Below are 20,518 nucleotides of genomic sequence, written 5' to 3'. Positions count from 1 at the left end.
TCGACAAGGACCCGCCGAGTCCGGCACCATCTGTGGGCGGCGTGACTGTCGGCGGCGGGGAGTGAGCGATGGGTGAGGTTCGCGTGGCGGCTCCGGTCGCCGCCCCCGGGCGGTGGGGCCCCGGGCGGGGCCGGGCGGCGGCCGCCCGGCTGGGCCTGCTGGCCCGGCACGAGTGGACCCTCGCGGTGCTCGGCTCGCTGCTGCTCGCCGCCGTGCTGACCTGGCCGACGCTGCGCGACCTGGCCGGCACCATCCCGCAGGACACCGGCGACCCGACGCTCCAGGCGTGGCAGGTCGCGTGGGGCGGACACGCCCTGCTCACCGACCCGGTGCACGTCTGGCACTCGAACACGTTCTGGCCGGAGCCGTACACCTACGCATACTCCGACACACTGCTCGGCTACGCCCCGTTCGGGATGATCGGGCACGGGCCGGTCGCCGCCGTGGTCCGCTACAACCTGCTGTACATGCTGGTGCACGCGCTGGCCTTCGTCGGGGCGTACGCGCTGTCCCGGCAGCTCGGCGCGGGCTGGGCGGGCGCCGCGGTGGCCGGGGCGTCCTTCGCGTACGCGCCGTGGAAGCTGGCCCAGGCCGGGCACCTGCACGTGCTCAGCATCGGCGGGATCGCGCTGGCGCTGGCCATGCTCGCTCGGGGGCACGGCTGGTCGCTGCGGCACGGGTACCGGCCGGACCGGGCCCGGCCGGGCTGGGCGGGGGCCGGCTGGCTGGTCGCCGCCTGGCAGGTCAGCCTCGGCTTCGGCATCGGCCTGCCCTTCGCGTACGCGCTGGGGCTGCTCTGCCTCGGCGCGGCCGGCGGGTACGGCTGGTCGTGGTGGCGGCGGGCCCGGCCGGCGTTCCCGCGCCGGCTGCTGGTGGCGGACCTGGCCGGCGGCGCCTTCTTCGCCGGGGTGACCCTGCTGATGGCCTCGCCCTACTTCGAGGTGGTGGCCCGGCACCCGTCCGGCCGGCGTACGGTCGAACAGATCGCGATGTTCTCCCCACCGCTGCGCGGCTTCCTCACCGCGCCGCCGGAGTCCTGGCTGTGGGGGGAGCGGCACATCGCCGCCCGAGCCACCCTGAGTTTCGCCGGGGAGATGACCCTGCTGCCCGGGATGGTGCTGATCGGGCTCGCCTCCGCCGGGCTGTTCGTCTCGGCGTGGCGGTTGCGGCACCGGCTGGCGCTGGCCGCCGGGGTGCTGGTCAGCGCGGCGCTGGCCGCCGGCACCACGCTGTTCGGCGACGGCGACCCCGGCTATGTCACCCTGGTGGAGCACGTGCCCGGCTGGGACGGCGTGCGCACCCCGGGTCGGCTGGTGCTCTGGACGACGCTGCTGCTGGGCGTCCTGGCCGCCGGGGCGCTGACCGTCCGTGAGCCGGACCCGGAGCCGGGGTCGCCCGGCAGCCGGTGGCGGCGCTGGGGGCAGGCGGTGCTGGTGCTCCCGATGCTGCTGGTGCTCGCCGAGGGGGTCAACCGCACCCCACACGTGCCCGCCCCGGTGCAGCCGGCGGCGCTGCACGGGCTGCGCGGGCCGGCGCTGGTGCTACCCAGCGACGGCATCCGGGAGTTCCACGTGATGCTCTGGTCCACCGACGGCTTCCCGAAGGTGGTCAACGGGCTGGCCTCGTTCACCCCGGCGGGCCAGCAGCAGATCCGGGCGGCGAGCGGGGGTTTCCCCGACGCGACGTCGGTGGCGTACCTGCGAGGGCTCGGGGTGCGCACGGTGGTGCTGCTGCCGGCGTACGCGGCCGGCACGCCGTGGGCCGACGCGGCGGCCCGGCCGGTGGACGGGCTGGGCATCCGGCGGGAGACCGTCGGCGACGGGCTCGTCTACCACCTCGACTGAGCCGCCGACGCGGTGGGCGGCCCGGGCTGAGCCGCCACCGCGCTCCGCGACCCCGCCCCGGGCAGGGCGTGGCCCGCGCCGGTCCACCGACGTTGTGGGAGCGCTTCCAAACTGGTCGGGGGAGAGGCTACTGTGAATTCCTTCCTCGGCAGCGGGAGCCACGCATGCCGGTGGGGAGCCTGGGCCGCTCCCCCCACCTCGACGCGCCAGGGCGCGGCCGTCCGTCGACCGCCGCGCGTCGTGCTCGTACCCCACCCCCACGGGCATCCCGAGAGGAACCGCAGATGCGGAGAGGTCTCGTCGGCGCGGTCACCACCGTGCTGGCCGCCGCCACGGCAGTCGTGGCCGTTCAGTTCACCGTCGCCCCGTCCGCCCCGGCCGCCGCCGCAGCGGCGGAGCCGTACTCCTGGAAGAACGTCCGGATCGACGGCGGCGGCTTCGTCCCCGGCATCGTTTTCAACCAGACCGAGAAGAACCTGATCTACGCCCGCACCGACATCGGCGGCGCGTACCGCTGGGAGCAGGCCAGCCAGTCCTGGACGCCGCTGCTCGACTGGGTCGACGCCGACAAGTGGGGATACAACGGCGTGGTCAGCCTGGCCACCGACCCGGTGCAGACCAGCCGGGTGTACGCCGCCGTCGGCATGTACACCAACGACTGGGACCCGAACAACGGCGCGATCCTGCGCTCGACGGACAAGGGCGCCACCTGGCAGGTCACCGCGCTGCCGTTCAAGAACGGCGGCAACATGCCCGGCCGGGGGATGGGCGAGCGGCTGGCGGTCGACCCGAACAGGAACAGCATCCTGTACTACGGCGCCGAGGGCGGCAACGGCCTGTGGCGCAGCACCGACTACGGGGCGACCTGGGCCAAGGTGGCGAACTTTCCCAACGTCGGCAACTACCGGGCCGACCCGAACGACAGCAGCGGCTACCAGAGCCAGAACCAGGGCCTGACCTGGGTCAGCTTCGACAAGAGCACCGGCACGGCCGGCACCGCCACCCAGACCGTCTATGTCGGCGTGGCGGACAAGGAGAACCCGGTCTACCGCAGCACCAACGGCGGCACGACCTGGGAGCGGATCGCCGGCCAGCCCACCGGGTACCTTGCCCACAAGGGCGTGGTGGACCCGGTCGGGGGCTACCTCTACATCGCCACCAGCGACACCGGCGGCCCGTACGACGGGGCCAAGGGCGACGTGTGGAAGTTCAACCGGGCCACCGGCGCGTGGACGCGGATCAGCCCGATCCCGTCGTCGAGCACCGATGCGTACTTCGGCTACTCCGGGCTGACCATCGACCGGCAGAAGCCGAACACCCTCATGGTGGCCACCCAGATCTCCTGGTGGCCGGACGCCATCTTCTGGCGCAGCACCGACGGGGGCGCGACCTGGACCCGGATCTGGGACTGGGGCAGCTACCCGAACAAGACCAAGAAGTACACGATGGACGTCAGCTCCGTGCCGTGGCTGACCTTCGGCAGCAACCCGTCCCCGCCGGAGGAGACCCCGAAGCTGGGCTGGATGAACGAGTCGGTGGAGATCGACCCGTTCGACTCCAACCGCTTCCTGTACGGCACCGGCGCGACCATCTACGGCAGCACCGACCTGACCAGGTGGGACACCGGCGGCCAGCTCACCATCAAGCCGATGGTCAAGGGGCTGGAGGAGACCGCCGTGCTCGACCTGGTCAGCCCGCCGTCCGGGGCGCCGCTGGTCAGTGCGCTCGGGGACATCGGCGGCTTCCGGCACACCGACCTCGCGGCCGTGCCGCCGATGATGTTCACCCAGCCGAACTTCACCAGCACCACCAGCCTCGACTACGCCGAGACCAACCCGTCGGTGCTGGTGCGGGCCGGCAACTTCGCCGACGCGGACCGGCCGGGCGACAGCCACGTCGCGTTCTCCACCGACGGCGGGGGAAACTGGTTCCAGGGCGGCGAGCCGTCCGGAATCAACAGCGGCGGCACGGTGGCCGCGTCCGCCGACGGCAGCCAGTTCGTCTGGGCGCCCGGCGACGCCGGTCAGGCCGTGGTCCGCTCGGTCGGCTTCGGCACCTCGTGGGCCCCGGCGACCGGCATTCCGGCCAACGCGGTGGTCGAGTCCGACCGGGTCAACAAGAACAAGTTCTACGGCTTCGGCGGCGGCAGGTTCTACGTGAGCACCAACGGCGGGGCCAGCTTCGCCGCGTCGGCCGCGACCGGCCTGCCGACCACGGGGAATGTGAAGTTCAAGGCACTGCCCGGCAGGGAGGGCGACATCTGGCTGGCCGGCGAGGGTGGCCTGTGGCGCTCCACCGACTCCGGCGCCACCTTCACCAAGCTCGCCAACGTGTCGTCGGCGGTGAACGTCGGCTTCGGCAAGGCGGCCCCCGGGCAGACGTACCCGGCGTTGTTCACCTTCGGCACGGTCGACGGCCAGCACGGCGTGTTCCGGTCCGACAACGCCGGCGTGAGCTGGGTCCGGATCAACGACGACAAGCACCGGTACGGCAACGCGGGCGAGGCGCTGACCGGCGACCCCCGGATCTACGGCCGGGTCTACCTGGGCACAAACGGCCGGGGCATCCTCGTAGCCGACCGGCTCGGCGGCACGCCCAGCCCGTCGCCGACCACGCCCGCGCCGACCACCCCGGCACCCACGACGCCCCCGCCGACGACGCCCCCGCCGTCGCCGACCACGCCGGCCCCGGCCGGCGGCTGCACGGCGACGTACAAGGTGACCGGCTCCTGGTCGGGCGGCTTCCAGGGTGAGGTGACCGTCAGGAACACCGGGTCACCGAGCAGCGCCTGGTCGGTGGCGTGGAACTACGCCGACGGGCAGCGGCTCACCCAGCTCTGGGGCGGCTCGTTCACCCAGACCGGCGCCCAGGTCGTGGTGCGGGACGCCGGCTGGAACGGTGCCCTCGGCACCGGCGCCAGCACCAGCTTCGGCTTCCTCGGCAGCTTCACCGGGGCGAACTCGGTGCCGGTGCTGAGCTGCACCGCCACCCTCGCCCGCTAGCCACCGGCACGGCCCGGCGTCCGGGCCCCGACCGGACCGGCTCCCGTAACCGGTCAGCCGGCCCGGCGGCGCGGCGGGAGATCATCGCCGCGCCGCCGGGGCCGGTCGGGTCAGCCTTCGAGGCCGACGGGGGAGTCGGGCCGGTCGACGTCGACGAACTCGATGTCGTCGGCGTCCCGGCCGCCCCGGCCGCCGGCGGCCCGCGCGGCCGACCCCGCGGCCCAGCCGACCGCCGCGCCGACCAGCGCGGCGCCGATCAGCAGCGTCCAGGGCAGGGCCGGGCGGCGGCCGGCGAGCGCGTCGAAGGCCAGCAACGCCCGGCGGCGGGCCGTCTCGGCCGCGGAGCCGACCAGGTCACCGGCATCGTCGGCGAGGCCCGAACCGTTGCGGCGGGCCGAACGGGCGGTGTCCCGGACGTTGTCCCCGGCGGAGCTGACGGCGGAGACCAGGTGCTGCCACGCCTGGTCCGCGATTCGCTCGGGCTTGCTGCGGCGTTCCAGCAGATCGGTTCCGAACATCGTTCTTACCTCCTCGGGGTGCCGAAGCTTGCGGCCACTTCGGCTTTTCGGCTAGGGCAGGGCTCGGGCGCCCCGCCCACCGGCATGGTCCGGCGGGCCCGTCCGCCCACTCGGGCAGTGCCCCGCCGGATCCGGCCGCAAACCCGGCCCGTCCGGCGGCGGTCCGTCCGGCGGCGGTCAGCGGACGGACACCACGGCAGCGCCACGGGCGAAGTCGTCGCCGTCGTCGTCATCGTCGTCGTCACCCGCGCCGCCGAAGCCGCAGGCCAGCATGAGAGCGAGCAGTGCGCCGACGCCGGCGAGGCCGGCCAGTCTCCGGATCATGAGTGGTCCTTCCGTGGTACGGGTGACGGGCGCCACCGAGCGTAGGCGGGGCGGGCAACGGCGGCGGTGAGCTCTCTCACCCGGTCCGCTGTGGGCGGGGCGGGGCGCGCCCGGCGCACAATGTGCGCGCGAAGGTCGGGGGTCACCGTTACCCTGGGTCGGCGACGTCGGCTCCGGGTCGATCGTCCGCTGAGCAGGACGTGAAAAGTCCGGATAAGGGCCGGCCCGCTGTGCCCTGATCCATGAATTGCTCATCCCGAGGGGTGGCGACCGAGGCCATCGGAGGAATACTCTCGGTCGCGGCCCGCGTACTGATGAGGCGCCCGTGAACGGGCGAGTGGAGGTGCTCGCGTGAGCCTGTCGATCGTGAAATCGGTACTGTCGGGTGGTGTCATCGAGATCGTCCCGCGCGGCGAAATCGACGTCGACACCGCGTACGAGGTGCGCGAAGCCATCGCAGAGGTGCTCGCCAAGGGGCGTCCCGCCCGCATCGAGCTCAACATGCGCCTCGTCACCTTCATCGACTCCGTCGGTATCAGCGCGATGGTGGCTGGTTTCCAGACCGCCGAGGTCAGCAGCGTGAAGCTGGTCGTCACCGAGCCGAGCCGGTTCGTGCACCGGCAGCTCTGGGTGACCGGGCTGCTCGGCCTGTTCGGCGCTCCGGAGCCCTACTACGCGGGTGCCGGCGCTGCCACCCCCGAGGTGCTGCCCGGCGCCTGACGGCCGTCCGCGCCGGGTGCCCCCCCGGGGCGGTTCACCGTGGGCCGGTCACCTATGGGCCGGTCACCTATGGGCCGGTTCACCGTGGCCGGGGCGGTGGTCCTTCCCTCCGGGGGTCGGGTGGGGGACGATCGGGACGTGCTTCGGCGAGACACCTTCCAGTATTCGGTTCAGGCCCGCTGCCCGCGGGCCGAGGCGGTGGCGCTGCTCGGCGACCCGGCCCGGCAGGGCGAGCTGCATCCGCTGATCACGCGGGTGCGCCGGCTGCCGCCCCGGCCGGGCGCCCGGGTCAGTTATGCCATCACCGACCGGCTCGCCGCCGGGCCGCTGCGCTTCCCGGTGACGTACCAGGCGGACGTGCTGGTCGCCACCGACGACGAGATCGTCACGGTGGCCCGGCAGCGGCCGGCCACCACCGTGCGCAACCGCACCCGGCTGCGTGACGAGCCGGGCGGGGTGGTCCGGATCGACGTGGAGATCACCCTTGCCGCCCCGGCGCCGCTGTTCCGGTACGCCTTCCGGCAGGCCCGGTCGGCGCATCTCGGGCTGGCCCGGAGGTTGGGAGAGGTGCTGGACCGCGCCGGGGACGGCCCGGCCCAGCCGGCCTGAGCGGCGCGGCCGGGCCCACGGCTTGTGCGTGTGGCCCCCGGACGGCGGGGGCCACACGCCGCGCGGTCAGTACACCGACAGGTGCACGTGGTTGGTGTGGTCACTGGACGGGTCCCCGTTGCCCCCGCTGTACGACTTCCAGCCGCTGCTGGGCAGCCAGATCTGCCTGAACCAGATCACGTACAGCACGGCGAGGTTGTCCGCGTTGCGGATGTAGTACGCCGCCAGGTTGTTGCCGTAGGTGCGGTCCCCGCCGGAGGCCACCCCGCCGAAGCCGCCCTTCTGGGCGGCGAAGTCGCACGCCCGTCCCTTGGGATGCTCGCCGGAGCCGCTGGGCCGGTGGCAGGAGACGTACCGGGTGAAGCCGGCCGACTTGGCCTGCTGGAGCGCGTGCAGCGTCCGTGGGGTGATGCAGCCGTTGGCCGGGGTCGGGTCGTTCACGCTGCACGACTCCGACGGCCAGGACCCGTCGGAGTTGCGCTTCGCCGGGGTGGCGTTCGCGCTGGAGGTGCCCCGGTTGGCCCCGTCGCCGCTGGCGCTGGTGCTGGCCTTCTCGTTGGCCACGGTCAGGGCCTGCTCGGCCTGATCCTTGCGCTTGGCCATCACGGTGACCTGCTTGCGCTGCTCGCGGATCTCCCCGTCGAGGGCCAGCCGGGTCTTGGCGGCCTGGTCCCGGGTCTCCAGCAGGTCGCGCAGCGCCCGGTCCTCGTTGGTGGCGACCGCGTCCAGCGCGGCGACCCGGTCCAGGAAGCCTGCGGGGTTGGTGCTGTTGAGCAGCGCGGACACCGGGCTGAGCCGGCCCGACTTGTACGCCACGCCGGCGATCTCGTCGACCTTGGCGCCGCGTACGGTCAGCTCCGCCTCGACCGTCTTGAGCTGGCTGCCGAGCTGCTGCTGCCGCTTGACCGAGCTGGCCAGGGCTCTCTTGGCGTCCAGGTAGCCCTTGCTGGCCGCTTCGAGTTGGGCGCGCAGGGCGGGGGTGCCGCCCTCCTCGTCCTGGCCGGGCGTGGGGGCGCGCAGGCCGGTGGGTGGGGCCGCGCCGGCCGGGGCCACCGGCCCGAACCCGAGGCCGACGGCGAGCGTCAGCACCAGCATCGCCGCCATCCGGGCGGCGGTCCTTCGTACAGGTGCCACTACTGGCATACGTATGTCCTTCCGTCAGTCGCCGACCGGGTTAGCTGACGGGTTCGGGACGGAAGATCCCTACCACTCAGGCGGATGCACCCCACGAACATGGTTCCCCGGCTCGCCAGGAGGCGATTAGGCGGCGGCCACCGCAGGCGCCGGAGGGCGCCGCCCGGCGGAGGCCGGATGAGAGCTTACCGGTGCGGATGAGACCCCCGCTGTCTCCGTGGCGGACGGTGCGTGGGCCAATACTGTCAAAACCGGCATGCAGGCACAATACACCACTTAATTGATGGGTGTGGGTATCACCAGCCGGTCGGCCCGCAGGGGCCCGCCGACGCCCCGGGCTCCACCTGCAACGTGGCGTGCTCGATGTGGAAGTCCTCGTGCAGGGCGGTGCGGGCCGCGGTCAGCACCGCGCCCACCTCGGCGTCCGGCGCCATGGTCAGGTGGGCCGAGGCGACCTCCATGCCGGAGGTCAGCGTCCAGACGTGCAGGTCGTGCACCTCGACCACGCCGGGCACCGCCGCCAGCCGGTCGTGCACCGCGGTCACCTGGAGGTGTTCCGGCGCGGCCTGCACCAGGATGCGCACCGCGGCCCGCCCGAGCCGCCAGGTGCGGGGCAGGATGAACACGCCGATCGCGACGGCCACCAGTGGGTCCGCCCACCACCAGTCGGTGACGGCGATCAGCGCCGCGGCGCCGATCACCCCGACCGACCCGAGCAGGTCGCCCAGCACCTCCAGGTACGCCCCACGCATGTTGATGCTCTCCTTCGCCCCACTGCGCAGCAGGGCGAACGCGGCGACGTTGGCGAGCAGGCCCAGCGTCGCCACCACGAGCATCGGGCCGACGGTCACCTCGGGCGGGTCGCCGAACCGGCGGACCGCCTCGACGAGGACGTAGACCGCGACGCCGCTGAGTAGGACGGCGTTGCCGAGCGCGGCGAGCACCTCCAGCCGGTAGAGCCCGAAGGTGCGCTGAGGGTCGGCGGTGGCCCGCCGGGTGGCGGTGATCGCGGCCAGCGCCATGCCGATGCCGAGCACGTCGGTGAACATGTGCCCGGCGTCGGAGAGCAGCGCCAGCGAGCCGGTGCCGAACGCGGCCACCGCCTCGACGATCATCAGGGTGGCGAGCAGCCCGAAGGCCGCCCAGAGTCGCCCTGAGTGGCGGTCTGCGGCGTTCGCCACCGCGCCGTGGTGGTCATGACCTGCGCCCACGCCAACACCCTCCGTCCCCGATCCGAACCCGATTTAATGTATGCTCACATCGCTATGTATGCAAGTAAAAGTCGGGCGTCCGACCGGGGACGTGGGTGCCGGCCGGTCAGCCGGTCGGATCGATCGTGGTCAGCCGCTGGGTGGCCCGGGACAGCGCCACGTACAGCGTCCGCACGCCGGAGCCCGGATCGGCCCGGATCTCGGCCGGGGCGACCAGCGCGACCCCGTCGTACTCCATGCCCTTGGCCTGGAGACTGGTCACCACCTGTAGGCGCGGCGCGGCCAGGCCGGCGAGCCAGCCGGCGACCTCGTCCCGGCGCGGCACCGGCGTGATCACTCCGACCGTCCCCTCCACGTCGCGGAGCAGCGCGGCGACCGCCGCGACGGTGGCCCGTTCCAGCTCGGCCGGCGGCACGGTCAGCACGACCGGCTCCACGCCGGTGGACCGCACCGCGCTGGGCAGCCTGAGGTCCGGGTAGAGCCGGCGGATCTCCGCCGCCGCCACCGCGAAGATCTCCGCCGAGTTGCGGTAGTTGGTGGTCAGCTCGAACTGGTGCCGGCGCCGCCGGCCCAGCGCCTGGTCCCGGGCCCGGGTCAGCTCCTCCTCCGCGCCCGTCCACGCGGTCTGCGCCGGGTCGCCCACCACCGTCCAGGACGCCAGCCGGCCGCGCCGGCCGACCATCCGCCACTGCATCGGGGAGACGTCCTGCGCCTCGTCGACCACCACGTGCGCGTAGTCGCGGTAGTCCTCCGGACGCTGCCGGGCCGCCTCCCGGGCCGCCCGCTGCCGGTCGGCCTGCGTGCTCAGCTCCCGCACGCCCCCGGCGAGCTGGAACGGGTCCCGCTTGGCCCGCTTCGGCTGCATCGGCTTGCCCAGCAGCGCGTCCAACTCGTCCAGCAGGGCGATGTCGGCGATCGTGAGCCCCTCGGCGTCCAGCGTCCGGTAGGCCTCGGTGAGCAGACCGATCTCCGCCCGGGACAGGATCCCCCCGGCGTACCGGCGCAGCCGGTCCGGGCGGGCCAGCCAGCCCAGCACGTGCCGGGGGTGCAGCCGGGGCCACCACGCCTTGAGGAACTCGCGGAACTCGGACCGCTCGGCGATCTCGTCCTCGAACGCGCGCTGCTCCGGCAGCCGCCCGACGTTCATCCGCCGGGCCTGGGCCCACAGCGCGGCGAACACGCCGTCGAAGCCGGCCCGGCGCGCCTCGTTGCGGCGGGCCCCCCGGGACAGCGCCCGGTCCCGGATGCCGTCCAGCTCCCGGCGGTCCAGCCGGAGCAGGGCGCCCCGGTAGAGCAGGCGCAGCTCGCCCGGCCCGCCAGGCACCGCGTCCCGCGCAGCCTGCTCAAGCACCCGCCGCATCCGCAGCGATCCCTTCACCGCGGCCACCTCGGGCGGGTCGGTGCGGGTCGCGTCCATCCCCGGAAACAGTGAGCCGAGCGAGTGCAGCGTCGCGGTCTCCTCGCCCAGCGACGGCAGCACCGAGGCGATGTACTCCACGAATACCGCCGACGGGCCGACCACCAGGATGCCGCCGCCGGCGTACCGGCTGCGATCGGAGTACAGCAGGTACGCCGCCCGGTGCAGGGCGACCGCCGTCTTGCCCGTCCCCGGGCCGCCGGAGACGATCGTCACCCCGGAGCCGGGGGAGCGGATCGCCTCGTCCTGCTCCCGCTGGATGGTGGCGATGATGTCGCGCATGCCCCGGCCGGTGGCCCGGGACAGGGTGGCCAGCAGCGCCCCGTCGCCCACCACCGCCATGTCCGGTGGGGCAGCCGCCGGGTCCAGCAGGTCGTCCTCGATCCGGGTCACCCGCTCGGCCGAGGACCCGATGGTGCGCCGCCGCACCACGCCCAGCGGCTGCGCCGGGGTGGCCTGGTAGAACGCGGCGGCGGCCGGGGCCCGCCAGTCCACCACCAGGGTCTCCGCGTCCTCGCCGCGCACCCCGAGCCGTCCGACGTGCAGCACCTGCCGGTCGCGCAGGTCCAGCCGGCCGAAGACCAGCCCCTCGTGTTCGGCGTCGAGCCGGTGCCGGCGCTGGGCGGCGTGGAAGACCATCGCGTCCCGCTCGACCAGCGCGCCGAAGTTGCCCACCCGGGCCAGTTGGTAGCCGTCCTTCTCGGCCTGAGCGGCTGAGCGGCGCAGTTCGCTGAGGCGGGCGTACACCCGGTCGAGATGCCGCTGCTCGACGGCGATCTCCTGCTCCAGGGTGGTCCGGTCGGTCACGCGCAGCTCCTCGCAGACGGCGGCGGACGGCCGCGCCGGGGCGCGGGCCGCGCCTCGGGCTAACCGGAGAGGGTACGGCCACCGGCCGACCGGGACGCGGGGCCATGCCGCCGCCGCGATCCAGCCCACGTCCCGGACCGCCGCTCACCCCTGTGGCGCGGCTCCGGTCAGGCCGGGGAAGCCGTGTGCGGCGCGCCCGCCAGGACCCGGTGCAGCACGCCGGCCACGGCGGCGTTCACCTGGCCCGGCCGCTCCATCATCAGCATGTGCCCGGCGCCCGGACAGACGGTCAGCTCGGTCGCCGGCAGCGCCGCCGCGATCGACTCGGCGCACGGCGGCGGGGTGAGCCGGTCCCGGTCGCCGACCAGCGCCGCCGCCGGGAGGCGGGCCAGCGCGGCGAGGGTGTCCAGCCGGTGCTGCGTCCCGATCGAGGCCCGGAAGCCGCCGATCGAGCGCAGCGAGGCGCGGGCCACCGCCGAGGTGACCAGCCGGATGTCGGTGGGGTCGCAGCGGTCGCCGAAGAGCATCCAGCGGATGCTGGGCCGCAGGGCCCGCAGCAGCGCCCGGGGCGGGCGCCACGCGCCGCAGCGGGCCAGCACCCCGGCTCCGGCGGTCTCGGCCAGCCGGATCAGCCGGGCGATGCGCGGGGAGAGGCCGTAGGCGGTGTGGGTGTGCCCCTCGGCCGTGGTCGAGACGAAGACCAGCCCGGCCGTGCGGGCTGCGAAGTGCCGGGGGTGGCGGTGTGCGTACTCCATGATCGTCATGCCGCCCATCGAGTGCCCGACCAGCACCACGGGCCCGGTCGGGGCCACCGCGTCGAGCACGGCGACCAGGTCGTCGCCGAGCTGGGCGAGGGTGGCGGTGCGCAGCGCCATGCAGCTCGACCGGCCGTGTCCCCGGGCGTCGTAGGTCACCACCCGGACCCGGCCGCCGAACCGCTCGCGGACCTCGGCGAGTTGCCGGTGCCAGCTCCGCCCGTCCAGCGTCCAGCCGTGCAGCAGGAGCGCGGTGACCTCGGCGTCCGCCGGCCCGGACACCTCGACGTGCAGCCGCACGTCGTCGGCGAGCCGTACCTCGGTCTGCTTTGGCATCGCCGCCTCCCCTCGGGCCGCCGCGAGAATTTCACCATCGGGTGACCCGGCGGTAACACCGGCTACCCGTCATGACACCACGCCAACCCTCCCAGGGGAAGGAGGTCAGCCGGCCGGCTGCGGTGGGTGGGAGGTGACGCCTGCCGTGGACGGGAGGTGACTGCCTGCCGTGAGCGGAGGCGGAGACGACGAACCGCCCGCCGGGTAGACCCGACGGGCGGTTCCTGGTGTCGCGGTGGGCGGGCTCAGCCGCCGAAGACGCCGGCCTCGGCGAGGCGCTTCTCGGTGGCGTCCCAGCCGTGGTCCGGGTGGGTGGCCGCGAGGTTGTTCAGCTCGGCCCGGATCTTGGCGGCGTGGCCGGCGGCGGCCAGCACCCGGATCTCCTCGACGAAGGCCTCGGAGTCGGTGCGCAGGTGCGCGGTCTTGCCGTTGGTCAGGTTGCGCACGTAGGCGTGCTTGCCGCCGTTGAGCGGGATGACGTACTTGAACTCGCCCAGCACGCTGAGGGCGCCACCCTGGCCTGCCTGGCCGGCCCGGACTGACGCGCGCGCGGTCTTAGAGGTGTTGCTCGCCACGGAGGTACTCCTTGAGACGTACGGGAGGACGGTAACGTCCGGGGGCTGTGACGGGTGACGCTCGGAATGAGCCTCGGTCCGCCGAAGTTGTGCGCGGCACAAGCCGCCGAGAGAACTTTACACGACCGCGATGCCTGGCTGGTCACCGTGCCTGTCCGAAGGGCACAACCACGGACGCCGGCCCGGCATTCCGCCGGGTCGGACCGCTCGCCGCCGACCCGGGACGGCCGCTCCGGCCAGCCCGGGCCGGGGTGGATCCGAGCGCCTGTTCCGGCGAATTCCCCGATTCACTGGCGCACCATCCGCCACAGCAGTCATCATGTGTTGCAACAGCCACTCGGGTGGTCGAGGTCGTAGGGGAAGACGCACCTCGCTCTCCGGGAGGTCACCGTGCCAACGCGTGGCGTCGTATACGTCCACTCGACCCCGCTCGCCGTGTGCTCGCACGTCGAGTGGGCGATCGCGCGCGTCCTTGCCGCGCCGGTCAACCTGCAGTGGACGGCTCAGCCCGTCGACCCCGGCGCCCGTCGCGCCGAGTGCGGGTGGACCGGTCGCCCGGGGACGGGCGCCGAGCTGGCTGCTGCCCTCCGGCAGTGGCCCATGATCCGTTTCGAGGTGACCGAGGAACCGAGCGCGGGCGTCGACGGCGAGCGCTTCATGTACGTCCCGGGCCGGGGACTGTTCCGGGCCGCCGTCGGCGCGGCCGGCGACATCCAGCTGGGCGAGGACCGGCTGCGCGCCATCATGGCCGCAGCCCGTGCCCCGGAGGCCCTGGCGCACGCCCTCGACAAGGCGCTCGGCACCGCGTGGGACGCCGAGCTCGAGCCTTACCGGTACGCCGGCGACGGCGCGCCGGTGACCCTGCTCACCCGGGTCGGCTGACCCGCGCCCGCCGCGCGTCCGGTGGGGGTGGCGCCGGCCCCACGCGCGCCCGACCAGGGTGATGTTTGACCAGGTCAAGTTGCCCTGATAACGGGTGAACTGGTGGGATGGTCCGCGTGTCGATTACCCCGCGACGTGCCGGCGTCGCGCTCGCCGCCCTGACCGCTGTGCTCGTTACCGGATGCTCGGGGGAGCCGGACCGGCCCCGTCCCACGCCGTCGGCCAGCACGGCCGGGGCGGAACCGACCGCGTCCGGTGGCCCGCCCGCCGCCGCCGACCCGGCCGCCCGGGCCGCCGCCCTGGTCGGCACCCTCGCCGACGAGGACCTGGTCGGCCAGGTGCTGATGCCGTACGCGTACGGCAGCTCGGCGACGAAGGTCTCGGACGGCTCCGCCGCCGGCAACCGGTCCCTCGCGGGGGTGGCCACCCCGGCGGAGATGGTCGCGAAGTACCGGCTGGGCGGGCTGATCCTGGTCGGCTTCAGCGCCGACGACCCGACCGCCGGCAACCAGGCCACCACCAACGTCGACAGCCCGAAGCAGGTTCACGAGCTGACCACCGGCCTGCGCGAGGCAGCCGGAAAGCTCCCCACCGCCGCCGCGCCCTTCCTGGTCGGCACCGACCAGGAGCACGGCATCGTCACCCGGATCACCGACGGCGTGACCCTGCTGCCCAGCCCGATGGCCGCCGGGGCGGCCGGCGACCCGGCGCTGACCGAGGCGGCGTGGCGGGCCGCCGGCGCCGAGCTGGCCGCGATGGGGATCAACATGGACTTCGCCCCGGTCGCCGACGTGCTGGTCACCCGCAGCACGGTGATCGGCTCACGGTCCTTCGGCGCAGACCCGAAGCGGGCCTCGGCGCAGGTCGCCGGCGCGGTCAGGGGGTTGCAGAGCGCCGGGGTGGCGGCCAGCGTCAAGCACTTCCCCGGGCACGGCCTGAGCGCCACCGACTCGCACAAGGACGTCCCGGTGATCCCGCAGAGCCGCAAGGTGCTCGACGGCACCGCGTTCCCGCCGTTCACCGCCGGGATCGACGCCGGTGCACTCGCGGTGATGTCCGCCCACCTCGACGTCACCGCCATCGACCCCGGCACCCCGGCCACCTTCTCGCGCAAGGTCCTCACCGACGTGCTGCGCGGTCAGCTCGGGTTCAAGGGCGTCGTGGTCACCGACGGGATGAACATGCCCCCGGCCAAGCGCTGGGCGCCGGGGGAGGCGGCGGTGCGGGCGCTCAAGGCCGGCAACGACCTGATCCTGATGCCCCCGAACGTCACCCAGGCGTACGACGGGCTGCTCGCCGCGCTGCGCGACGGCTCGCTGCCCCGGGACCGGCTGGTCGAGGCGGTCACCCGGGTGCTGACCATGAAGTTCACCCTGGCCGACACGCCCGCCCCGGCGATGTCCACGCTGAACAGCCCCGCGCACCGGCAGGCCGCGGACGCGCTGGCGGCCGGCGCGGTGACCGTGCTGCGCGGCTCCTGCGCGACCGGGGTGCGCGGCCCGGTCACCGTCACCTCCTCCGGGGGGCGGGAGAAGACCCGGGCCCTGCTGACCGAGGCGCTCACCGCCGCCGGGGTGAAGGTGGTCCCGAGCGGCGGCACGAGGGTGCACCTCGTCGGGTACGGCGACGGCTCGGCCGACCTCAGCGCCGACGCCGCGGTGACCGTGGCGATGGACACCCCGTACCTGCTGGCGAAGGCGAAGTCGCCGACGCTGCTGGCCACGTACTCCTCCGGCCGGGCATCGATGACCGCGCTGGCGAGCGTGCTCGCCGGCAAGGCCCGCCCGGCCGGGCGATCCCCGGTGCCGGTCTCCGGTCTGCCCGCCACGGCCTGCGGCAACTGACCCGAGGGGCGCGGCATCCGGATCGCGCGCCTCCACCGCCCCCAGGCCGCCCCCCTGGCGGACCTCCGCCCCCCGCCCCCCGCCCCCCAGGCCGCGCAAATTCTGGGAATTCGTGGTCATGAAGCGCCGAAAGGCCACTCTTTCCGAGAATTTGCGCGGGGGCGTAGGGCGGGGCGTAGGGCCGGGGCGTAGGGCGGGGTGGGGCGCAAGGCGCGGGGCCTGTCGGCGACGCGGATGCGTCGCCGACAGGCCCCGGTTGGTACGTCAGCTCAGGGGGAGCTTGCTGGCCAGGGCCGAGCCGTTCGACTCGAACGCGGCCAGCAGGGCGCTGGGCCGGCCCGAGGCGACCGGGACCACGACGGTCACCGCGCGGCCGGCGGTCAGTTCGACCTTCTTGTCACCGAGTGCGGTGGTGCCGTTCCAGGCGTACAGGTACGCCGTACCGGTCCGGTCGGCCCGCAGGGTGACCAGCACCCCGCCGGCCACCCGGCGCTGGTCGGTCAGCCGCAGCGCCTTCTCGGGCAGCTTGGCCACGGAGGCCGGGGCCACCCCGTCCACCGCCGACTGGGCGATGGTCTGCGGGCTGTGCACGCTGCGGGCGGAGGTGTCCGGGAACACCGGGGCGCTGGGCTGCTGCTGCGCCGGCGTGTAGCCGGGCAGGGTGGCCAGGCCGTAGCGGTACGGGTCGGCCCGGACGCCGGTGAAGGTGGACCAGCCCAGCCGGGACTGGGAGCTGAGGTCCTGGGTGTCCGAGTCGTAGACCAGCACGTTGAAGCCCATCCGGGCCGGGTCCACCGCGTCGGGCAGCACCGCGAACGGGATGCTCGTCTCGATGGTGTAGCCCGCGTACGGGCTGGTGACCTTGCTGACCACGGTCATCCCCGGCGCGGTGGTGGCGCCCGGTCCCTGCCGGTTGTCGGCGTCGCGCTGCCAGCACGGCGGGTTGCCGTTGGCCGGGTCGTCGGTGATCGGGAAGATGCCGGCCTTGAACACGGTGGAGGTGTCCGCCGAGTTCCCCTTCGGGTCGACGATGATCTCCACGCTGTCGGTGCGGCGCTGCCGCTTGCAGTCCTCCGGGACGACCTTCGTGCCGAGCACGTCGTCGGTGACCTGCACGTACACCTTCAGCGCGTCGGCGGTCCAGGCGATGCGGCCCTTTGCCGAGGCGTCCTGCGGGGTGGTGGCCTGCCCCTCCCAGATGCGGGAGAAGTCCAGCTCCTCGCCGGGGTACTCGCCGGGGGAGGCCACGCCGTCGACGGCGTGGTCATGGCCGGCCTGCGGCACCGTGGTGGTCGGCATGACCTCCAGGGCGCCGGTCTCCACGGCACTCCCGGCGTTGCTGGTGGTGGTGATGGTGATGCCGTAGTCGCCGCCCGTGCCGCCCTCGTTGGCGGTCGGCAGGCTGGCGTCGGCGGTGACGGTGAAGGTGACCGCCCCGGTCGCGCCGGGGGCCAGGTCGGTGTAGCTCTTCGTCGTGGCGTCGGCGGTGAAGCCGGCGGGCAGGCCGAGGGTGACGGTGCCGCTCTGGGCGGCCTCGCCGTGGTTGCGCAGGTCGATCCGGACCGGCCGGCTCTTGCCGGAGCCGACGGTGAGCACCGGCTTGATCAGGGTGTCGAGCTGCGGGTATCCGCCCTCGCTGGCCCACTGCCGGAACACCCCGACCTCCTCCAGCGGCTCCAGGGTGCCGCGCACGTCGGCGACGACCCGGACGGCCCGGTCGGTGCGGCCGACGCCCTGGCGGGTGGTCAGGGTCGCGCCGATGAGCTGCTGCTGGCTGGTGTCGGCGTTCGCCGGCACGGTGACGGTGAACGTCCTGGTCCGCTCCTTGCCGGCCGGTACGGCGTTGTTCAGCGCCCCGGAGCCCTTGGCGGTCCAGCCCTGCGGCAGCCGCAGGTCGATCCGCGGCGCGGCCAGTGCCCGGTCCCGGGGCGCTCGCACGTGCGCGGTGACCTTGACGGTCTCGCCGGGGGCGAGGTCGAACCGGTCGGTGGTGAGGTACAGCTCGGAGCCCTTGGGCAGGCCGCCGGCCGTGTTCGGCAGCACGGAGCCGCGCAGGATCGCCTCGGGGGAGGTGTCCGCCGGGTCGTACGGGACGCGGCTGTCGATCAGGGTGTAGAAGTCGCAGCGGATCTTGGTCGGGTCGGTGGAGGCGTCGGCGCTGTTGGCCCAGCCCTGGGTGACGTACTCCCGGCGGGCGTCGACCTCGATCGCGGCCCAGGTCTTGCCGGTGGTGCTCTGGGTGCCCTCCCAGACGCCGAAGACCTGGTCGGTCGGCACGGTGGGTACGAAGCTGGTGGCGCACTGCGGCCCGGCGGCCGAGGTGCCGGTGCCCCCGGAGCGCATGAACTTCGCCGCCCGGAACGGCTTCAGCTTCTCCTTGCTGATCTGCTCGGGGAACGCGGCCGGGTCGGCGGCGGCCTGGAACGCCTCGGCGGCGAACCGGGCGGCCTGCTGGTGGTTGCCGTGGTTGCCCGGGGTCGGCGACGGGTTCATCGTCATGATGATCTCGGGCCGGGTCTGCCGGATCACCCGGACGATCTGCGCCAGGGTGTCGTCGTGCCCCCAGATCTGCTCGGACAGCGGGGCGGAGGCGGTGTACCAGAAGTCGACGCGGTCGAGGTTGTAGAGGTTCTTCACGCCGGCCTTGCCGATCGCGGTGCGCTCCTCGCGCTCCCGGATGATGCCGAGCGGCGGGCCCTCCTCGAGGCCGACGGCGTTGCCGCCGCCCTCGCCCCGGGTGATGGTGACGACGCCGGCCTTGGCGCCGTAGCGCTCCTTCCACTGGCCGAGGGTGGCGAGGCTGCCCGCCTCGTCGTCGGGGTGGGCGCTGACGAAGAGAACGTCGAGGTCGACGGCGTCGGCGGCGGCGGGGGAGGCGAGAGCGGCGGTGGGCACCCCGGACAGGGCCAGGGCGAGCGCCGTGGGTAGCAGGAACGCCTTGATTCGCATGCAGATCCTTCCGGAACTACGAGGTCCGGGCAGCGACCACCGTCGTCGGACGCGGGGCGTCGACGCGGGTGTCGTGATCGGACGGCGAGTGGAGGACGGGACGGTGGGCGCCGACGGGCGCAGGGTCACCGGGTACAGCAGCGGCACGGTGGTCCGTACACACTGGAAGGCCTTCGCCCGGTGACGCTAAGGACCGGCGCGGCGGCCAGTCAATGCTTTGCAAGGTCTTTCTTTCTTTGCGAAAGAAAGAAAGTGCGTCCGAACTGCCCCCATCAGTGCCTGCGTGGCCGCATGCGCCCAACCCGACTGCAGTGCCAAAGGGGGACGTTTCCCCTGCTCGCGGAGGGGTTCGCCGAAACCCGAGACGGTTTCGTTACTTGACTCCATAGTTCGTTCGCCGTAGGAAGGAAGTGTGACTGACGTGGTGACGCCACCAACGAGCCCGGTGAGCCGGGAGCGGTCGAAGGAGATCAAGCGGTTGTCCGTGATCTCCACCGCCCGCCAGGTTCGGCTGCTCTCGCGCGCCGAGCTGACCGAGCTCACCGGCTTGAGTCCCGCCACGCTCACCCCGCTCGTGCGCGAGCTGATCGCCGAGGGGTACCTCATCGAGCGGGGGCCCGGGGCGTCCCGCTCCGGCCGCCCCCGGGCGATGCTGGAGTTCAACCCGCGCGCCGAACTGGTCGCCGCCGTCTCGCTGGAGCCGTCCCGGATCAGCTGCGAGATCGCCGACAGTGACGGCACCGTGGTCGCCCACCGGGCCGTCCGGCTGACCGGCGACATCATCGACACCATCTGCCGCTCGGTCCCCGAGCTGGCCGGCGACGGCCTGCCGGCGCTGCGCGGGGTGGCCATCGCCGCGCCCGGCGTCTCCTCCGGCGGGGCGGTCCGGCTGGCCCCCTCGGTCGGCCTCGTCGAGGGCCGGCCGATAGGGGAGTCGGTGCAGCGGCACCTCGGGGTGCCGGTGGTGGTGGACAACGACGTCAACCTGATGGCGGCCGGCGAGCACGCGGCCGGTGCCGGCAGCGACGTCGCCGACCTGCTGCTGCTGCACGTCGCCGACGGCATCGGCGCCGGCCTGGTGCTCGACGGCCAGGTCCGCCGGGGCGCGGGCGGGGCCGCCGGCGAGGTCGGATTCCTGCCGTTGGACCCGGCCGACCGGGGCCACGACGGTATCGGCCCGTTCGAGGCCCGCTGGTCGGAGAACGCCATCGCCGAACGGGTGGTGGCCCTGGCCCCCGGGCGTCGGCCGGACGCGCCGGTGGCCGCCCTGGTCGCGCTGGCCGGCGCCGACGAGCGGGCCGCCGCGTACCTGGACGAGGTGCTGACCGCCTGGTCCCGGCTGATCGTCTCCTGCGTCTGCGTCATCGACCCCGGTCGGGTGCTGCTCAGCGGGGCCGCCGCCCAGCTCGACGACCAGGCCGTCGACCGGATCCAGTCGCTGGTCGACGCCGCCGCGCCGAGCGTCACCGAGGTCCGCCGTGCGGTGCTCGGTGACCGGGCCGTGCTGCACGGCGCGGTCAGCTACGCGCTCTCCGCCGCCGCGGCCGGCCTGCCGATCCTGCTCTCCAGTCCCTGACCCACGAGTTTCCCC

General features: G+C 73.8%; 15 protein-coding genes and 1 riboswitch. Of the genes, 7 read left to right on the top strand and 8 right to left on the bottom strand.

Annotated elements, in window-relative coordinates; translation table 11 throughout:
• Positions 1-68: 68 nt before the first annotated feature.
• Positions 69-1,844 (top strand): hypothetical protein, encoded by a 1,776-nt coding sequence (locus ACH4T9_RS13355; protein WP_396671319.1) that lies wholly within the window; start codon positions 69-71, stop codon positions 1,842-1,844.
• A gap of 284 nt (positions 1,845-2,128) precedes the next feature.
• Positions 2,129-4,846, top strand: a complete 2,718-nt coding sequence (locus ACH4T9_RS13350) for a cellulose binding domain-containing protein (protein ID WP_396671318.1) — start codon at positions 2,129-2,131, stop codon at positions 4,844-4,846.
• 110 nt (positions 4,847-4,956) lie between these two features.
• Here ACH4T9_RS13350 and ACH4T9_RS13345 read toward each other — a convergent pair whose 3' ends face one another.
• Entirely contained in the window at positions 4,957-5,364 is a 408-nt protein-coding gene (locus tag ACH4T9_RS13345) for a hypothetical protein (RefSeq protein WP_396671317.1), read from the bottom strand.
• Between the two features lie 177 nt (positions 5,365-5,541).
• Positions 5,542-5,688, bottom strand: a complete 147-nt coding sequence (locus tag ACH4T9_RS13340) for a hypothetical protein (RefSeq protein WP_396671316.1) — start codon at positions 5,686-5,688, stop codon at positions 5,542-5,544.
• A 351-nt stretch (positions 5,689-6,039) separates the two neighbouring features.
• On the opposite strand from ACH4T9_RS13340, the gene ACH4T9_RS13335 reads away from it, so the two are divergent.
• Both ACH4T9_RS13335 and ACH4T9_RS13330 read left to right on the top strand, forming a co-directional pair.
• Positions 6,040-6,408, top strand: a complete 369-nt coding sequence (locus ACH4T9_RS13335) for an STAS domain-containing protein (protein ID WP_350889171.1) — start codon at positions 6,040-6,042, stop codon at positions 6,406-6,408.
• 138 nt (positions 6,409-6,546) lie between these two features.
• Complete coding sequence (locus ACH4T9_RS13330) at positions 6,547-7,017, top strand: SRPBCC family protein (RefSeq protein WP_396671315.1); 471 nt, start codon at positions 6,547-6,549, stop codon at positions 7,015-7,017.
• Positions 7,018-7,083: 66 nt separating this feature from the next.
• On the opposite strand, the gene ACH4T9_RS13325 is transcribed toward ACH4T9_RS13330, so the two are convergent.
• The 5 genes from ACH4T9_RS13325 to ACH4T9_RS13305 form a co-directional block, all read right to left on the bottom strand.
• Positions 7,084-8,160 carry a coiled-coil domain-containing protein gene (locus ACH4T9_RS13325; RefSeq protein ID WP_396671314.1) on the bottom strand — a complete coding sequence of 359 codons (1,077 nt, stop codon included), beginning with the start codon at positions 8,158-8,160 and terminating at the stop codon, positions 7,084-7,086.
• Between the two features lie 4 nt (positions 8,161-8,164).
• Positions 8,165-8,294: riboswitch (cyclic di-AMP (ydaO/yuaA leader) on the bottom strand.
• A 153-nt stretch (positions 8,295-8,447) separates the two neighbouring features.
• On the bottom strand, positions 8,448-9,362 hold the full coding sequence (locus ACH4T9_RS13320; RefSeq protein ID WP_396671313.1) for a cation diffusion facilitator family transporter: 915 nt from the start codon (positions 9,360-9,362) through the stop codon (positions 8,448-8,450).
• Positions 9,363-9,468: 106 nt separating this feature from the next.
• On the bottom strand, positions 9,469-11,586 hold the full coding sequence (locus ACH4T9_RS13315) for a HelD family protein (RefSeq protein WP_396671312.1): 2,118 nt from the start codon (positions 11,584-11,586) through the stop codon (positions 9,469-9,471).
• Positions 11,587-11,753: 167 nt separating this feature from the next.
• On the bottom strand, positions 11,754-12,677 hold the full coding sequence (locus ACH4T9_RS13310; protein WP_396671311.1) for an alpha/beta fold hydrolase: 924 nt from the start codon (positions 12,675-12,677) through the stop codon (positions 11,754-11,756).
• Between the two features lie 245 nt (positions 12,678-12,922).
• Positions 12,923-13,252, bottom strand: a complete 330-nt coding sequence (locus tag ACH4T9_RS13305; protein ID WP_387025805.1) for a hypothetical protein — start codon at positions 13,250-13,252, stop codon at positions 12,923-12,925.
• A gap of 390 nt (positions 13,253-13,642) precedes the next feature.
• Between ACH4T9_RS13305 and ACH4T9_RS13300 the strand changes: the two genes are divergently transcribed.
• Both ACH4T9_RS13300 and ACH4T9_RS13295 read left to right on the top strand, forming a co-directional pair.
• On the top strand, positions 13,643-14,134 hold the full coding sequence (locus tag ACH4T9_RS13300; RefSeq protein ID WP_396671310.1) for a DUF3145 domain-containing protein: 492 nt from the start codon (positions 13,643-13,645) through the stop codon (positions 14,132-14,134).
• A 107-nt stretch (positions 14,135-14,241) separates the two neighbouring features.
• A complete protein-coding gene (locus tag ACH4T9_RS13295) occupies positions 14,242-15,978 on the top strand; it encodes a glycoside hydrolase family 3 protein (protein ID WP_396671309.1) in 1,737 nt (578 codons plus the stop codon).
• Between the two features lie 264 nt (positions 15,979-16,242).
• Here ACH4T9_RS13295 and ACH4T9_RS13290 read toward each other — a convergent pair whose 3' ends face one another.
• Positions 16,243-18,927 (bottom strand): sugar-binding protein, encoded by a 2,685-nt coding sequence (locus ACH4T9_RS13290; protein WP_396671308.1) that lies wholly within the window; start codon positions 18,925-18,927, stop codon positions 16,243-16,245.
• A 412-nt stretch (positions 18,928-19,339) separates the two neighbouring features.
• On the opposite strand from ACH4T9_RS13290, the gene ACH4T9_RS13285 reads away from it, so the two are divergent.
• Entirely contained in the window at positions 19,340-20,503 is a 1,164-nt protein-coding gene (locus ACH4T9_RS13285) for an ROK family protein (RefSeq protein ID WP_396671307.1), read from the top strand.
• The last annotated feature ends 15 nt before the right edge of the window (positions 20,504-20,518 follow it).

It is taken from the genome of Micromonospora sp. NPDC020750 (assembly GCF_044334565.1).
Taxonomy (GTDB): Bacteria; Actinomycetota; Actinomycetes; order Mycobacteriales; family Micromonosporaceae; genus Micromonospora.
The sequence above is the reverse complement of the archived record's forward strand: the minus strand, read 5'-3'. Positions and strand labels throughout refer to the sequence as shown.

Bases quoted from the DNA above. Each gene is read 5' to 3' on its own strand.
- ACH4T9_RS13340 (WP_396671316.1), bottom strand. From the start codon at position 5,688: ATGATCCGGAGACTGGCCGGCCTCGCCGGCGTCGGCGCACTGCTCGCT.
- ACH4T9_RS13355 (WP_396671319.1), top strand. From the start codon at position 69: ATGGGTGAGGTTCGCGTGGCGGCTCCGGTCGCCGCCCCCGGGCGGTGG.
- ACH4T9_RS13325 (WP_396671314.1), bottom strand. From the start codon at position 8,160: ATGCCAGTAGTGGCACCTGTACGAAGGACCGCCGCCCGGATGGCGGCG.
- ACH4T9_RS13345 (WP_396671317.1), bottom strand. From the start codon at position 5,364: ATGTTCGGAACCGATCTGCTGGAACGCCGCAGCAAGCCCGAGCGAATC.
- ACH4T9_RS13295 (WP_396671309.1), top strand. From the start codon at position 14,242: ATGGTCCGCGTGTCGATTACCCCGCGACGTGCCGGCGTCGCGCTCGCC.
- ACH4T9_RS13290 (WP_396671308.1), bottom strand. From the start codon at position 18,927: ATGCGAATCAAGGCGTTCCTGCTACCCACGGCGCTCGCCCTGGCCCTG.
- ACH4T9_RS13310 (WP_396671311.1), bottom strand. From the start codon at position 12,677: ATGCCAAAGCAGACCGAGGTACGGCTCGCCGACGACGTGCGGCTGCAC.
- ACH4T9_RS13350 (WP_396671318.1), top strand. From the start codon at position 2,129: ATGCGGAGAGGTCTCGTCGGCGCGGTCACCACCGTGCTGGCCGCCGCC.